The following is a 15013-nucleotide window of genomic DNA, read 5'->3' on the forward strand; positions in this document are numbered from 1 at the left end:
CGGGAGGGGACCGTGAGTACGTCCGGATAGTGGGTTGGGGGCGCGCATGTTGGGTCGATGCGATCACCATCCGGATATCGCAATAACGACGACGTCCGAGTTTGGTTCCCTGCGATCGTAAAAAATTCCACTTTTTTGAATCTTTTTTTTGCGCTCCCCTTCTGCACCGAACGCGCAAGTAATTCTCAGGCCCGGGGCGGGAAAATTTCTTGTGCAAAAACAGCATCTTGCGTGGACACTCGAAAGAGCCGATCCCAAAATTTTACCGTTTGATAAATTTTTAAACCTGAGTTACGCTTTCCCTCACAGGCCGTTTACCAATAATGAGGGAACTTCAATGGAACGACTGGAAACTGGGATTCATGCCGGCCGGCTTTCGCCCGCCGAGTATGAGGCTAACTTTTCCGATCTTCATCCGCGCCTCGACAATCACGAGGCGCTGGTCGCCGCCGACCGCTGTTATTTCTGTTACGACGCGCCGTGCATGACGGCCTGTCCGACCTCGATAGATATTCCGCTGTTCATCCGCCAGATTTCGACCGGCAACCCGATCGGCTCGGCGAAGACAATTTTCGATCAGAACATCCTTGGCGGCATGTGCGCCCGCGTCTGTCCCACCGAAGAGCTCTGCGAACAGGCCTGTGTGCGCAACACGGCCGAGGAGCGGCCTGTCGAGATCGGCCGCCTGCAGCGTTACGCCACCGATGCGGCCATGCAGGCCGGCAAGCAGTTCTATGTCAGAGCCGAAGCGACAGGAAAGAGGATCGCCGTCGTCGGCGCCGGCCCTGCAGGCCTTGCCGCCGCTCATCGTCTGGCTGTGAAAGGTCATTCCGTGACCATCTACGATGCCAGGGAAAAATCCGGCGGCCTCAACGAATATGGCATCGCTACCTACAAGACGGTCGACGATTTCGCGCAGAAGGAAGTCGATTACATAATGTCGATCGGCGGCATCGATGTCCGCCACGGCACCCTTCTCGGCCGCGATTTTTCGCTTGCCGATCTGCAGGCCCAACATGATGCCGTCTTCCTCGGTATCGGCCTTGCCGGCGTCAACGCGCTGCGCATTGAGGGCGAGAACTTGGCAGGCGTCGACGACGCCGTCGATTTCATTGCGGCGCTCCGCCAGGCCAAGGACAAGAGCGAGATCGCCGTCGGCCGCCGCGTCGTCGTCCTTGGCGGCGGCATGACGGCGATCGACGCCGCCGTGCAGGCAAAGCTGCTCGGCGCCGAGGAAGTGACGATCTGTTACCGCCGCGGCAAGGAGCACATGAACGCCTCGGAATACGAGCAGGATCTGGCCAGTTCCAAGGGCGTCATCATCCGCCACTGGCTGGCGCCGAAATCAATCCTGTCGCAGGATGGCAAGGTCGCCGCGATCGAGGTGGAATATACAAAGATTGTCGAAGGTCGCCTCGTCGGCACCGGCGAGACCGGCGTGATCGCAGCAGACCAGATCTTCAAGGCAATCGGGCAGACCTTTGATGCCTCCGGCCTTGGTTCACTCCGCATGGAATCCGGCCGCATTGCGATCGACGTCGAAGGCCGCACCTCGCTCGACAAAGTCTGGGCCGGCGGCGACTGCGTGTTCGGCGGCGAGGACCTTACGGTTTCCGCCGTCGCCCACGGCCGCGACGCGGCCGAATCCATCCATCGCGCCCTCACCGCCGCCGCTGCACCGGCTGTCGCGGTTGCCTGAAGGGGAGAATGAACAATGGCTGATCTCCGCAATAATTTCGTCGGCATCAAATCCCCAAACCCGTTCTGGCTGGCGTCGGCACCGCCGACCGACAAGGCCTATAACGTCGAGCGCGCCTTCAAGGCCGGCTGGGGCGGCGTGGTCTGGAAGACGCTGGGCGAGGAAGGCCCGCCAGTCGTCAACGTCAACGGCCCGCGTTACGGCGCAATCTTTGGCGCCGACCGCCGCCTGCTCGGCCTCAACAACATCGAACTCATTACCGACCGTGACCTCTACACCAACCTGCGCGAGATGAAGCAGGTCAAGATGAACTGGCCGGACCGGGCGTTGATCGCCTCTATCATGGTGCCTTGCGAGGAACAGGCGTGGAAGTCGATCCTGCCCCTGGTAGAAGAGACCGGCGCTGACGGCATTGAACTCAACTTCGGCTGTCCGCACGGCATGTCGGAGCGCGGCATGGGCTCCGCCGTCGGCCAAGTGCCCGAATATATCGAAATGGTCGTGCGCTGGTGCAAGCAGTACACCCGAATGCCCGTCATCACCAAGCTGACGCCGAACATCACCGATATCCGCCGCCCCGCCCGCGCCGCCAAGGCCGGCGGCACCGATGCCGTTTCGCTGATCAACACGATCAATTCGATCGTCTCCGTCGATCTCGACAACTTCGCTCCCAACCCGACGGTCGGCGGCAAGGGCAGCCATGGCGGTTATTGCGGCCCGGCGGTCAAGCCGATCGCGCTCAACATGGTGGCCGAAATCGCGCGTGATCCCGAAACCTACGGGCTGCCGATCTCCGGCATCGGCGGCATCACCACCTGGCGGGACGCGGCCGAATTCCTGGTTCTTGGCGCTGGCAACGTCCAGGTCTGCACGGCCGCCATGACCTACGGCTTCAAGATAGTCCAGGAAATGATTACTGGCCTCAGCGACTGGATGGACGAAAAGGGTCACAAGACCCTGGACGACATCACCGGCCGCGCCGTGCCCAACGTCACCGACTGGCAGTATCTTAACCTCAACTACATCGCCAAGGCGAAAATCGACCAGGACGCCTGCATCAAATGCGGCCGCTGCCACATCGCCTGCGAGGACACTTCGCACCAGGCGATCACCAATGTCGTCAACGGCCTGCGCCATTTCGAGGTGATCGAAGAGGAATGCGTCGGCTGCAATCTCTGCGTCAATGTCTGCCCGGTTGAGAACTGCATCACCATGGAACCGCTGGCCGCAGGAACCCTCGACAAGCGTACCGGCCGGACCGTCGATCCGAACTATGCCAACTGGACAACGCATCCAAACAACCCGATGGCCCGCCGGGCGGCGGAATGACGGCATCGCAACGCCGCGGACTTGGTCCGCGGCGAGACGCTGTATGGCAGATGCAATTTTCGGGCTTAATGGGGCCCTAAGGTGGCGAAGGCATGTCTGGGAACATCATGAGGCTGCCGAAGTTAGCGCAGGCGATCTCCGCGAGAGAGCCATGCACGACCACTCAAGCAGCAAAAACTCGAAACCGATGCCTCCCATTTCGAACCGACGCCTTCCGATCGGAGCCGAGGTTGACGCCGACGGCGTTTCGTTCCGATTGTGGGCCCCTGCCAGGGAGCGCTGTTTCCTCGTGATCGAGGGAAATTCCGAACACGAGATGATGGCGGAGGACTCCGGCTACTTCTGGCTCTATGTGCCGGGTCTGACTGCAGGGGCGCGATACCAGTTTCACTTTGGAGACGCGAGCGATCTCCTTGCCGATCCTGCCTCGCGTTTTCAGCCGGATGGTCCGTCAGGGTCATCGGTCGTCGTGGATCCGACCCGGTATCCCTGGAATGATCATGATTGGCAAGGAATGTCAGCCTTCGGAACTACCCTCTATGAGATGCACATCGGCACCTTCACAAGGGACGGCAGCTTTGCGTCAGCCCGGGAAAAGCTGGCAAAACTTCGAATGATCGGCATCAACTGCCTCGAAGTAATGCCGATCAATGAGTTTGAAGGCGAATTCGGCTGGGGCTACGACGGCACGTTGCTCTATGCTCCGACGCGACTCTATGGACCGCCGGATGATGTGCGCGCCTTCGTCGATGAAGCCCACCGGCTCGGCATGGGGGTGATTCTCGACGTGGTCTACAATCACTTCGGCTCCGGCGAACGTTTTTGCGAATTCACACCTGAGTATTTCACCGAGCGTTACTCGAACGAGTGGGGCAAGTCGATCAACTTCGATGGTCCGAACAGCCGAGGCGTTCGCGAATATGTCGCAAAGAACGCAGCCTATTGGATCGACGAATTTCACTTTGATGGACTGCGCATCGATGCAACGCAGGCCCTGTTTGACTCAAGCCGCGAACACATCGTGACACTCATCGCCAGGGAAGCGCGGGCAGCAGCGGGACAGCGTCAAATCTATCTCGTCAGCGAAAATGAGCCGCAGCAAACCAGTATGGTGCGGCCGGTTGAAGTGGGAGGGCATGGACTGGATGCCCTTTGGAATGATGATTTCCACCGCTCCGCAACAGTAGCGCTGACGGGCCGCAGTGAAGCCTATTATCATGATCATCGCGGTTCCGCCCAAGAACTCGTTTCTGCCGCCAAATATGGATACCTGTTTCAGGGACAGCGATATGATTGGCAGGATCGACCGCGGGGAACTCCGGGGCTCGACCTCGAGCCCTGGCATTTCATCCACTTTCTCCAAAATCACGATCAGGTCGCCAACTCCGGCACTGGAGCCAGGATCGGTCACATGACATCCCCGGCCCGCCTTCGGGCCCTCACGGCCCTGCAACTGCTCGGCCCGCAGACGCCCATGCTCTTTCAGGGGCAGGAGTTTGGCTCCTCGTCTCCGTTCTATTATTTCGCCGACCATGATGGAGAAATCGCCGACATCGTCCGGCAAGGGCGACGCGATTTCATCAGCCAATTCCCGAACCTGAGGGATGAGAAACTCGTCGAACACATGGCGGATCCATGCGCTCGCGCGACGTTCGACGAGGCAAAGCTTGACTGGGCGGAATGGGAGAGGAACGCAGCGATCGTCCGGTTTCATCGCGACTTGCTGCATCTCCGGCAAACAGACAAGGCATTTTCTCGCCAGGCCTGCGCCCGTGACGGCCAGATGGACGGCAGTATCTTGTCCAGCACAGCCTTGCTCCTGAGGTTCTTCGCCGAGAAACCGTCTGACGAGAGATTGTTGCTGATCAACTTCGGCAATGACATCGTGGTTGACAGTCTGCCGGATCCGCTTTTTGCTCCACCTGGAGGCCACCATTGGCATCTCTCTTGGTCGAGTGAAGAGGCCGCCTATGGCGGCAGCGGACGCCGCTGCTATGACTTCCACAAGCCTTGGGTATTGAACGGGGATATTGCCCTGGTTCTCGCCCCCGCGAAATTCCAGAATCAGCAAAACGTCTCAACAATGCCGTTGGAGGAATGGCAAGCCGGCATTTCGAGAGTTGGGGGCTCCGGCACCTAGAGCAACCCCAGAAAAAGTGACAGGGTTTCCTGTCTGGTATTGTGTGAAAACAATAGTTTAGAGCGGTTCTGCGCTTCGACAAAAAATCGAACCGCCGGCATCCGGGTTTCGGCGTTCAAGTAGACGTTCAAGGAACTGAGCGAGGGAGGCGCCGGAGCTCTCGCCGTCGCCGTTGAGGACGGTGACGCCCCACCTCTTCAGGACATGCACCTGCACTTCGGTTGGCTCGTGCATGAAGAGAAATAGCGGGGGCCGGTGTCGGTCCAGTTCTGTCCGCCGCCATGTCGACCAAAGGTGGTGGAGCAGAAAGCGAATATTCAGATCTGACATGCTGTAGCCGATGAACTGCAATGTCGAGGCGAAGGCATCACTCCTGAATTTAATGTCCAAGGGGGCATCAAATGACAGGCGCTCGACGTAGTGCGACTCGGTCAGTACCAGCGTGTCCGGATCGGAGAAATCGCCGTGATATTTGACGATCTGAGTTTTGCCGGCCGGCGCCGTCGCCATGTCTTTCGCGCTCGTGGTCCGCGTGAATGGCCGCCCGAATGTTTCATAGGACATCTCGAGATTTGAATCGTAAATCGTCGTGCAGACGAGAGGAAAGTCCAGTTCCACGATCAGCCGATGCAACTCCGAGTTCTTCAGTTGCGCCGGCGAAATCTGCCACTCGCGCTTCATCCAGTCGACCAACTGAGACAATGAGCCGTGCTTCAGGCGGTAGTATTCGGCGATCTTCTGGTAGGTCGTGCCGTTCGCGGCGGCGAACGACGAAGGAAGGCCCAGATCCATCAACATGTGGTGAATCAGGCAGGTCCAAGCCGACATTCATCGATATGCCTGCGCCAACGAACAAGATGGCCTGCCGGCGTTCAAGCGCGCCGGCGATCGCCACTATCTGTTCATCATGTGCCACGGCTGCTCCTGACCTCTGTAGGCCGAACGTCATCTGGAGGGACTTGTTTCCGTCCGCTAGCGTACCTCCATGAGGCGCTTTGAGGCCTCAAGCTGGAAAGCCGTGGCCACTCTCAGTTTTTTGCGTGGCTGCTTTGCGCGCCTCGGCAGGCCCAGACCGGCTGCGGGGATACAAACGACCGGCACCTCCGTGATCCGCCTGCGCCGGCCTAGATGGCGTCGCCGATCCTCTGCGGGCCTCTTTGCGTCTCCAACTCGTGGGCGTATGGACCCGCATGTCCACCGGTTCTCATGAAGTGCTTATCGATTTCGGTGATGATCGCTTCAGCCTTCTCTCCGCCATTCAATCTGATCAGAGCGTCCAGCTTCGCTTCCGTGCGGTCATCGTTTTCCTTCGATGAAGGAGACCCGATATAGAGAAAGTAGGCGAGACCGACGACCTGCCAGAGCAATTGCAGGAATTCGGACTGCCAATTTTCGAAGGTGTCTCGGCTCATCTCCATGAGGTAGGCATTGATATCAGGGGCTTGACCGTGGCTCTGTTGCTCGCCGACAAAAGCAAACCAGCCAAACAACCAATGGCCGGCGAGCGAAAATAGAAAGAAGCCGACGGTGATCCAGGCGTAGGCGTACTTCTTGAACATGATACCTCCTTTGGACAGGCAACCGTGGGCGGTGAGCTAGACCAGCCGCATTGGTTAAAATCCTCATCAGCTGATACCTGGCCTGCCCCCAAGTCCCCCCGGATTGCGCGATCGGGCGCAGCAGCCGGCCCGCCAACCCTGAAAGCGGGTAGGACCTCGCGTCCAAACGCTTTGATGAACTCGCGCTGATTGCGCCCGACATTGTGAATATAAATCTCTTCAAATCCCATCGCGACATCGGCTTTCAGCCACTCGACATGCTGTTGCGGATCGGCCGAGATGCGCACGTGCTCATCCATATCTTCAGGCCGCACCTTCAGACACGCCTCATCGAATTCCCTCGGCAAACGAAGCGTTTCCGAGATCGCGGCCGAAATTGCGTTGCTCCGCCATTGGTCGAAAGCGCTTGCCCTGGCTTCCTCTTCGGAGCCGGCATAGGAAACATGTGTCTGCAAGTAGAGTGGCTTTTCCTTCCCGCCGCCGCGCCGGAAGGCGTCGACGACTTGGCCGAGCTTGTCCGGCGGCTGGTTGATGGTGATTAGCGCATCCGCCCAGCCTCCCGCCCACTCGGCCGTTTCCGGCGAAAGCGCCCCGGCGATAATGCGGGGGAGCCTATCGGGCAGTGTATGGACCCGTGCCTGATCGACCTTGATGGGCTCGGACCGGCTGACAAGCTTTCCCGCCCACAGGTCGCGTATGATCTCGACCGCGGCCCCCAACCGTTCATTTCTTTCTGCCTTGGAAGGCCAGCGTTCGCCGATGACGTGCTCGTTCATAGCCTGCCCGCTACCGACCGCGATCCAAGGCAATCGGCCTGAAAACATCTCTGCGATCGTCGCGCCAGCCTGTGCAGTAATCGCCGGATGATATCGCCAGCCCATAGGGACGGTGATGATGCCGAACGGAATAGACCGCGTGGCCTGAAGCGCCGCCCCTAACCAGGCCCAGGCAAAGCCGGACTGCCCCTGCCTCTCGCTCCATGGCGTCAGGTGATCGGACGACATCACGGCGTCGAAACCTGCAGCCTCCGCAGCCTGGACATATCCAAGGAGCTCACTTGGTAAAAATTGTTCATGGGACGCGTGATAGCCGATGAGCGTCATGACCCGTTACCTTCGGAAACAAACCAGTGGTAGGCGTAAGGCTCGAGCGCCAGGCGTGGTTGGATGACACCTTCGAACTCCACATCGCCGATCAGATCTCGGAACTTGCTGGGCTGCATGCCGCCAAAATTGATTTCCGTCTTGATCTGCCGGCCAGCGAGATTGTGGACGAGCAACAACAGCGAGCCGGCGTCTTCAAAGCCGTGGACCAAAACCGCCGGATCCTCGGCGCTCAATCTCACCATCCGGCCCTTCGTGAAAATCGGCTGCTTCCTGCGAAGCGAAATAAAGCGCCTGATCCCGTTCAACAGCGAATTCGGATCCTTGGTCTGATCGGCAACATTCACCTTTTTGTAGGAAAACGGTCCGTCGGCGACGATCGGCTGACACAGTTTTCCGATATTCGCACTGGAGAACCCTGCATTCCTGTCCGCCGACCATTGCATCGGCACCCGCACTGCATTGCGGCCAGACTGGGACAGGTCTTCGCCGATGCCGACTTCATCGCCGTAAACGATAAGCGGCGGCCCGCTCAGCGAAAAAATGATGCTGAAGGCGAGTTCCATTCGTCGCTGGTCGCCGTTCAGCATGGGCGCAACGCGGCGTCGGATACCGCGGCCGAATGCCTGCATCTCTTGCTTCGGCGCGAAGGTGTCGAAGACATTCTTCTTCAAATCCGCGGGAACACGGGAGAAATCGAGCTCGTCGAGATTGCGCAGGAAATTGACCCAGCCGCAACCGGGCGGAGGCTCCGGGAGCAGGCTCAGCCCCTGATTGATCGGGGTCGCGTCTTCCCCGGCGAAACCTGCGAATAGATAGCAGGCGAGCATGAAATTGAGCAGAAGCTGAAGTTGGTCCCCTTCGCCAAAAAAGTCGTCGGAAGCTTCAGGCGGAAGATTGACTTCGCCGAGGAGCACACCACCCGGCCGCCTGCTTTGTAGATAGCTGCCGATCTGTCTGAGTATGCCATGCGGATCACGGGGATTGGCATGCTCAAGTCCTTTGTCGGCGATGATGAGCGGCGCGGCGTCGAGCCTGAACCCGCTGACCCCGAACGCGATCCAGTAGTCGACGATGCGCAACATCTCTTCCCGGACCAGCGGATTGGCAGCGTTCAGTTCGGGCTGAAATTCATAGAAGCTATGAAAGTAATAGGCTCTCGCCACCTCGTCATAGGTCCAGAGGCTGTCCACTTCGCCCGGAAAAATCGATTTGGCGCCGGCAGCGACAGGTGGGGGATCACCGCTCCAGACATAATAGCCGCGGTAGCGAGTCTCATCGTCCCGTCTGGCGGCCTGGAACCAGGGATGCTGATCGGATGTATGATTGACGACAAGATCGATAATCACCCGAATGCCGTGTTCACCCGCGCTATGCAGAAATGTCAGGAAGTCATCGAGCGTTCCGACCTTCGGGCTGACCGAATAGAAGTCGCTGACGTCATAACCGTTGTCCCGGTCCGGACTGCCGTAAAACGGCAGGAGCCAGATGCATGTGATTCCGAGTTCCGAAAGATAGGTCAGCTTTTCCGTCAGTCCGACGAAGTCGCCAATGCCGTCGCCATTGCCGTCGGCGAATTTCTCGACATCGATGCTGTAGATCACCGCCTCCTCATACCAGCTACTGCTTCGGTTCGGCACCGCGACGGTCTCCCGTTAATCTCTGTTGCACACCTTCTAACGGTTTCGGACGGAGGGGGTTCCTTGGTTGCGCCAGGTCCACTGACATCATGGGGAACCGGATGAAAGTCCGGCTCGACGGAACCCGCAGGCAGCACCGGTATTCTCCCAACATCCCAACAATTAGGAAAGCCTCACCGATGGATCAGTCCACGACACCGCTGGGAGGTCCCACGCGATCACCTCTCCAACCGAAATGGTGGCATACGGCGACCGTCTACCAGGTCTATCCACGCAGCTTCTGCGATTCGAACGGAGATGGCATCGGCGATCTTCCCGGCATCACCTCAAAGCTCGATTACCTGAAGAAGCTGGGGATCGACATCGTTTGGTTGTCGCCGATCTACAAGTCGCCGATGGACGACAATGGTTACGACATATCCGATTATCGGGATATCGCCTCCGAGTTTGGCACGCTCGCAGATTTCGACCGGCTCGTGGCGGAGGCGAAAGACCGTGGGATCGGCATCATGCTCGACCTCGTTGTTAACCATACCTCGGACGAGCATCCGTGGTTTCTTCAATCCCGCCAGGGGCCGGGCAACCCGTTCCGCGACTTCTACATCTGGCGCAAACCCGCCCAGGACGGGGGGCCGCCCAACACCCTGAAATCCTCCTTCGGCGGGCCGGCCTGGACCCTCGACCCTGCAACCGGCGAGTATTACCTGCATATGTTTTCCCGCCGCCAGCCGGACCTCAATTGGGAGAACGAAAGGGTAAGGGCGGAAATCTATGACATGATGAACTGGTGGCTTGAGCGCGGCATTGCCGGCTTCCGCATGGATGTCATCGATTACATCGGCAAGCAGGTGGATCGAGAGCTCGTCAAGGATGGGCCGCATCTGCACGATTATTTGCAGGAGATGAATGCCAAGACCTTCGGCAGCCGCGACATCCTGACGGTTGGCGAAGCCTGGAGCGCCACACCAGGCGCGGCCCTCCTTTATTCCGGGCGTGAACGCCAGGAATTGTCGATGATCTTCCAGTTCGAGCATGTCACCCAACAGTGGGACGCGGTTTATGGAAAATGGCGCCCGAAACCGTTCGACCTGGTGAATCTCAAGACCGTCCTCAGCAAGTGGCAGCTTGCCTTGTCGGAAGATGGATGGAATTCCCTTTTCTGGGGCAATCACGATTTGCCGCGCGCCGTTTCGCGCTATGGCAATGTCACCGGCTATCATACCGAGTCGGCGAAGATGCTGGCGACCGTGTTGCATCTTCTGAAGGGCACGCCCTTCGTCTATCAGGGCGAAGAGATCGGTATGACCAACGTCCCCTTCACCTCGATCTCACAGTATCGCGACATCGAAACCATCAACATGCACAGGCTGCACGTGGAGGCCGGACTTTCACCGGAGGAATTCATCCGCGGAGCAAACGAGAACGGCCGCGACAACGCCCGCACCCCGATGCAATGGAGCGCCGCCCCCTATGGCGGCTTTTCGACCGGCGTACCCTGGATCGAGGTCAATCCCAATTACGCCAAGGTCAATGCCGAAGCAGCCATAAACGACGAAAAGTCGATCTGGAACCACTATCGCAAGCTGATCGCTCTCAGGAAAACCCATCCTGTCGTCGTCTATGGCGAATACCGCTCCTGGCTCGACCAACATCCCGATGTCTTCGTTTATACGCGCACGCTCGACAGGATGTGGATCATCGTGGTCGCCAACTTCACCCCCAAGGAGATTACGCTGAGTTTGCCAAAGGAGCTCGCCATCAACGGGGAATGCCTGATCTGCAATTACGAACCGGTGCATATGATCGGCGAAACTGTTGACCTCAAGCCGTACGAAACCTTCGCAATAGAGTGTAAGTGAAGCTCTCGAGCCAGCGTGATTTCGCCAAGCGGCTTGTTTCGGCGGTATCGAGCTCGTTGAAAAGTAGCAGGCTATGTCGGCGCGATGCTTCAGCCGCCGAATGACTTCCGATAGGCATGCGGGCTCGTGCCCAGCCGCTTGCGGAAGTGGTGCCGCATCGTCGCCAGCGTGCCGAAGCCGCTTGATAACGCGATGTCATCGAGCGATATGGCAAGCTCTCTTTCGAGAAGGTCGCGGGCATGGCGCAGCCGCTCCTTCAGCAGCCATTCGCCGACGCTGAGACCGGTCGTCGCTTCGAAGCGGCGCTGGAAGGTGCGCATGCTCATGCCGGCCCTTTTTGCGAGCAGGCTGATCGGCTGTTCCTCGGCAAGGCTTGCGCGCATCCACTCGATCAGCGGGCCAAGGCGTATGCCCTCGCGCTCCTCCGGAACCGGCGCGCTGATGAACTGCGCCTGCCCGCCTTCGCGGTGCGGCGGCACGACGAGCCGGCGGGCAACGCTGTTGGCAGCCTCCGAGCCGAAATCGCCGCGTACGACATGGAGGCAGAGATCGATGCCGGCAGCGCTGCCGGCCGCCGTCAGCAGGCTGCCTTCGTCGATGTAGAGAACATCGGCATTCAGCGTGATGTCTGGATAACGCGCCGCGATCGAGGCGACATAGCGCCAATGCGTCGTCGCCCTGCGGTTGGCGAGTAAGCCGGCCCCGGCAAGAACCGCAACGCCGGAGCAGAGCGACATGATGCGGGCACCGCGCTGATGCGCTGCCCTCAGCGCTGCTGTGAGCGGCGCTGGCACCGGCGCATCGATCGCCCGCCAGCCGGGCACGACGATCAGATCCGCCTCGTCGAGCACCTCCAATCCCTTGTTGACCGCGACCGTCAGTCCGCCGGTGGCGCGAAGCGGGCCTGGCTCGATGGCGCAGACTGAAAAGCGATACCAGGCCTCGCCCATCTCCGGACGCGGCAGGCCGAAGACCTCACAGGCTATCCCGAATTCGAAGGTGCAAAGCCCGTCATAGGCGAGCACTGCAACCAGCGGTCCTCTCGTCTGCGGAGATGAATTTGGCATGATTTTTACGCTGTCAGTCATGATGGCCAATTTCGCCAAGCTCTAGCATCGGCGATACCAGGCGGCAATCCAACATGAAAGGAAAGATCGATGCTAAGCGCCGTCTCTGAAATCCCCGCCGCCGAGCCCGAACTCGCGGCTGCCCATTATGCCGCCAAGCTCGCCTTCGAGACCGATTGTTCTGATGTCCGTGCCGCCTTTGCGGCCGGTAACGTCGATTTCGTTCTTCTCGACGTACGCTCGCCGGCGCTGTTCGCGCAATCCCACGTGCCGGGCGCAATCAACCTGCCGCACGGCAAGATGACCGCGCATCGCATGTCGGAATGGGCAAGGGACACGCTGTTCGTCGTCTATTGCGCCGGTCCTCATTGCAACGGCGCCGACAAGGCGGCTTTCCGCCTCGCCAAACTCGGCCTCAGAGCCAAGCTGATGATCGGCGGGATGACCGGCTGGGCCGACGAGGGTTTCGGTTTCGAAAGCCAAGCCGCTGCTGCCGAATAGCGGAGCGCTCCCCTCCACGATACGAGGGGGGCGCATCGCCTAAAACTCGATGACGACCTTGCCGAAGGGGCCGCGATAGAGATGATCGAGGGCCTGCGGCAATTCCGCGAAGGCATAACGCCTGTCGATGACCGGCTTCAACCCGGTCTGGTCGACGGCGCGCACCAGATCTTCTAGCGCCCGGCGATGACCGACGGTAATTCCCTGCACGACCGGCGCCTTGAGAAGCAGCGGCGCCACCGGCGCCGAGACCTCGAAACCCTCGAACACACCGATTACCGAAATTCGGCCGTTGACCGCCACGGCCTTTAGCGCTTGGCCGAGATGCGGTCCACCGACGATTTCGAGCACGTGGTCGGCCCCGTAATCACCGGTCAGTTGATGGAGCCGCTCCACCCAGTCGCCCTCGTGCCGATTGATCAGATGATCGGCGCCGAGTGCCTGCGCCCGCTCGAGCTTTTCGGCACTGCCTGATGTGATGAAGACCTCGGCGCCATGCGCCTTGGCGATCTGCAGGCCGAAAAGTGCGACGCCACCGGTGCCCTGCACCAGCACCTTGTCGCCGGCCTTGAGCTTGCCGCATTCGATCAGCGCGAACCATGCCGTCAGTCCGGCGCAGGGCAGCGTGCTCGCTTCGGCGGCGTCGAGCGTTTTCGGCGCAAGCGTGAACCACTCCTCGGAGAGCACCGCGTGTTCGGACAGCACGCCCGGATAGAAGCCGCCGCGCGTCTGGTAGGGCGGTGTACGCGCCGTGCCCGGCCCGCGGCCGTCGATCCAGTCCGGAGAAAAGGTGGAGATAACGAGATCGCCGGGTTTGAAGCGCCTGACATGAGGCCCGACGGCCTCGACCACGCCGGCCATGTCCGAGGCCGGCACGAAGGGAAACTGCAGCGGTAGTCCCATGCCACTCTCGAGCACCAGCCTGTCGCGGAAATTAAGTGAGACCGCTTGTGTACGCACCCGGATCATGGTGCCCGACACTTCGGGTATTCTGGCTTCACCGATCCTCAGATTGGCCTCCGCCCCGATGGCATCGGTTTGCCACTGCCTTGTCATCTGCATCTTTCTGCTCCTTCTCGATTGGAGGAGCCGCAGATATATCGTTGAATACTGATCTCCTGTTGCGATATTAGATCGCCACAATGGTGCCACAAGGGAAACAATATGGAACGGCTGAAGGGCATTTCCATCTTCGTCGAAACGGTCGAAGCCGGTGGTTTCGCCGCTGCCGCCGAGCGGCTCCATCTCACCCGCTCGGCAGTCAGCAAGACGATTGCGAGGCTCGAACAGCGGCTCGGCGTGCGGCTCTTCAATCGCACGACCCGTACCCAGAACCTGACGGACGAAGGCCGCTTCTTCTATGAGCGATGCATGAGGGCCGTCGAGGAAATCCGCATCGGCGAGGCACAGCTCGAATCGGGAAGGCGGGAGGTCCGCGGCAGGCTGCGTGTATCGATGCCGGCGCTGTTCGGCCGCCATTGCGCCGCTCCGATCCTGACCCGCCTGCTCGACGACCATCCGGATCTCGAACTCGACCTATCCTTCAGCGATCGGGTCGTCGATCTCCTGGAGGACGGCTTCGACCTTGCCGTCCGCAACGGTCCGCTGAAGGACAATCCCGACCTGATGGCGCGGACGATCGCCCGGCAATCCATGACGGTCTGCGCCTCGCCCGCTTATCTCGAAGAGTACGGCGTGCCGCAGACGCTCGACGATCTCGCCCACCACCACGGTATCGTCTATCGCAGGGGCGACAATGACAGGGCCTGGACCTTCCCGGCGGCGGCCGGTCCCCCACGCAACGTTCTGCCGAAATCGCGGCTGCGGCTCGACGATCTCGCCTCGATAGCGGACGCCGCGGTTGAAGGCCGTGGGCTTGCCTGGCTGACCTGCTGGCTGGTGCGGGACAGAGTCCTGTCCGGAGAACTCGTGCGGGTTCTAACCGACGTCCCCTCCACCATTTTCGAAGCTTATGCCGTATGGCCGAGATCACCAGTGATGCTGCCGAAGGTGCGCCTTGCGATCGATACGCTGGCCGCGGAACTACCGGCGATCATGAGCTGAAAGACGCAATCCGCTCACCAGATCGAGCCGATGGGGAAGTCCATGTTTTTCT

At 59.9% G+C, this 15013-nt stretch carries 10 protein-coding genes and 2 pseudogenes; 6 read left to right on the top strand and 6 right to left on the bottom strand.

The genetic code is table 11. From position 1 onward, the window contains the following. Positions 1-337: 337 nt before the first annotated feature. The 3 genes from J2J99_RS17130 (at position 338) to treZ (ending at position 5168) form a co-directional block, all read left to right on the top strand. Complete coding sequence (locus J2J99_RS17130) at positions 338-1699, top strand: NAD(P)-dependent oxidoreductase (RefSeq protein WP_168297347.1); 1362 nt, start codon at positions 338-340, stop codon at positions 1697-1699. Between the two features lie 15 nt (positions 1700-1714). Beyond that, positions 1715-3028: an NAD-dependent dihydropyrimidine dehydrogenase subunit PreA gene (preA, locus tag J2J99_RS17135; protein ID WP_168297346.1), complete on the top strand. Its 1314-nt coding sequence runs from the start codon at positions 1715-1717 to the stop codon at positions 3026-3028. 187 nt (positions 3029-3215) lie between these two features. Beyond that, positions 3216-5168, top strand: a complete 1953-nt coding sequence (treZ, locus tag J2J99_RS17140; RefSeq protein ID WP_168297366.1) for a malto-oligosyltrehalose trehalohydrolase — start codon at positions 3216-3218, stop codon at positions 5166-5168. 57 nt (positions 5169-5225) lie between these two features. Here treZ and J2J99_RS17145 read toward each other — a convergent pair. The 4 genes and pseudogenes from J2J99_RS17145 to J2J99_RS17160 all read right to left on the bottom strand — a co-directional run bounded on the left by J2J99_RS17145 (position 5226) and on the right by J2J99_RS17160 (position 9470). Then, a pseudogene (locus tag J2J99_RS17145) lies at positions 5226-6084 on the bottom strand (SIR2 family protein). Positions 6085-6292: 208 nt separating this feature from the next. Continuing rightward, positions 6293-6727: a DUF6766 family protein gene (locus J2J99_RS17150; RefSeq protein WP_168297345.1), complete on the bottom strand. Its 435-nt coding sequence runs from the start codon at positions 6725-6727 to the stop codon at positions 6293-6295. 131 nt (positions 6728-6858) lie between these two features. Continuing rightward, positions 6859-7830, bottom strand: a pseudogene (locus J2J99_RS17155) (TIGR03885 family FMN-dependent LLM class oxidoreductase); the annotation flags it as partial. Continuing rightward, a complete protein-coding gene (locus J2J99_RS17160) occupies positions 7827-9470 on the bottom strand; it encodes an alpha-amylase family protein (RefSeq protein WP_168297344.1) in 1644 nt (547 codons plus the stop codon). The gene J2J99_RS17160 and the pseudogene J2J99_RS17155, both read right to left, overlap by 4 nt. Before the next feature lie 179 nt (positions 9471-9649). Here J2J99_RS17160 and J2J99_RS17165 point away from each other — a divergent pair, with 179 nt between their 5' ends. Beyond that, positions 9650-11329 carry a glycoside hydrolase family 13 protein gene (locus J2J99_RS17165; RefSeq protein WP_168297343.1) on the top strand — a complete coding sequence of 560 codons (1680 nt, stop codon included), beginning with the start codon at positions 9650-9652 and terminating at the stop codon, positions 11327-11329. 89 nt (positions 11330-11418) lie between these two features. On the opposite strand, the gene ftrA is transcribed toward J2J99_RS17165, so the two are convergent. Then, positions 11419-12417, bottom strand: coding sequence for a transcriptional regulator FtrA (gene ftrA / locus J2J99_RS17170; RefSeq protein ID WP_168297342.1), 999 nt, complete (start codon positions 12415-12417; stop codon positions 11419-11421). 69 nt (positions 12418-12486) lie between these two features. Here ftrA and J2J99_RS17175 point away from each other — a divergent pair, with 69 nt between their 5' ends. Further along, the gene (locus J2J99_RS17175) at positions 12487-12897 is read left to right on the top strand and encodes a rhodanese-like domain-containing protein (protein ID WP_168297341.1); all 411 of its coding nucleotides are present in this window, start codon (positions 12487-12489) and stop codon (positions 12895-12897) included. 39 nt (positions 12898-12936) lie between these two features. Here the strand turns inward: J2J99_RS17175 and J2J99_RS17180 are convergent, their stop codons facing one another. Continuing rightward, positions 12937-13959: a zinc-dependent alcohol dehydrogenase family protein gene (locus J2J99_RS17180; RefSeq protein WP_168297340.1), complete on the bottom strand. Its 1023-nt coding sequence runs from the start codon at positions 13957-13959 to the stop codon at positions 12937-12939. Positions 13960-14061: 102 nt separating this feature from the next. Between J2J99_RS17180 and J2J99_RS17185 the strand changes: the two genes are divergently transcribed. Continuing rightward, on the top strand, positions 14062-14961 hold the full coding sequence (locus J2J99_RS17185; RefSeq protein ID WP_168297339.1) for a LysR family transcriptional regulator: 900 nt from the start codon (positions 14062-14064) through the stop codon (positions 14959-14961). The last annotated feature ends 52 nt before the right edge of the window (positions 14962-15013 follow it).

It is taken from the genome of Rhizobium binae (assembly GCF_017357225.1).
In the GTDB taxonomy this organism is placed as follows: domain Bacteria; phylum Pseudomonadota; class Alphaproteobacteria; order Rhizobiales; family Rhizobiaceae; genus Rhizobium; species Rhizobium binae.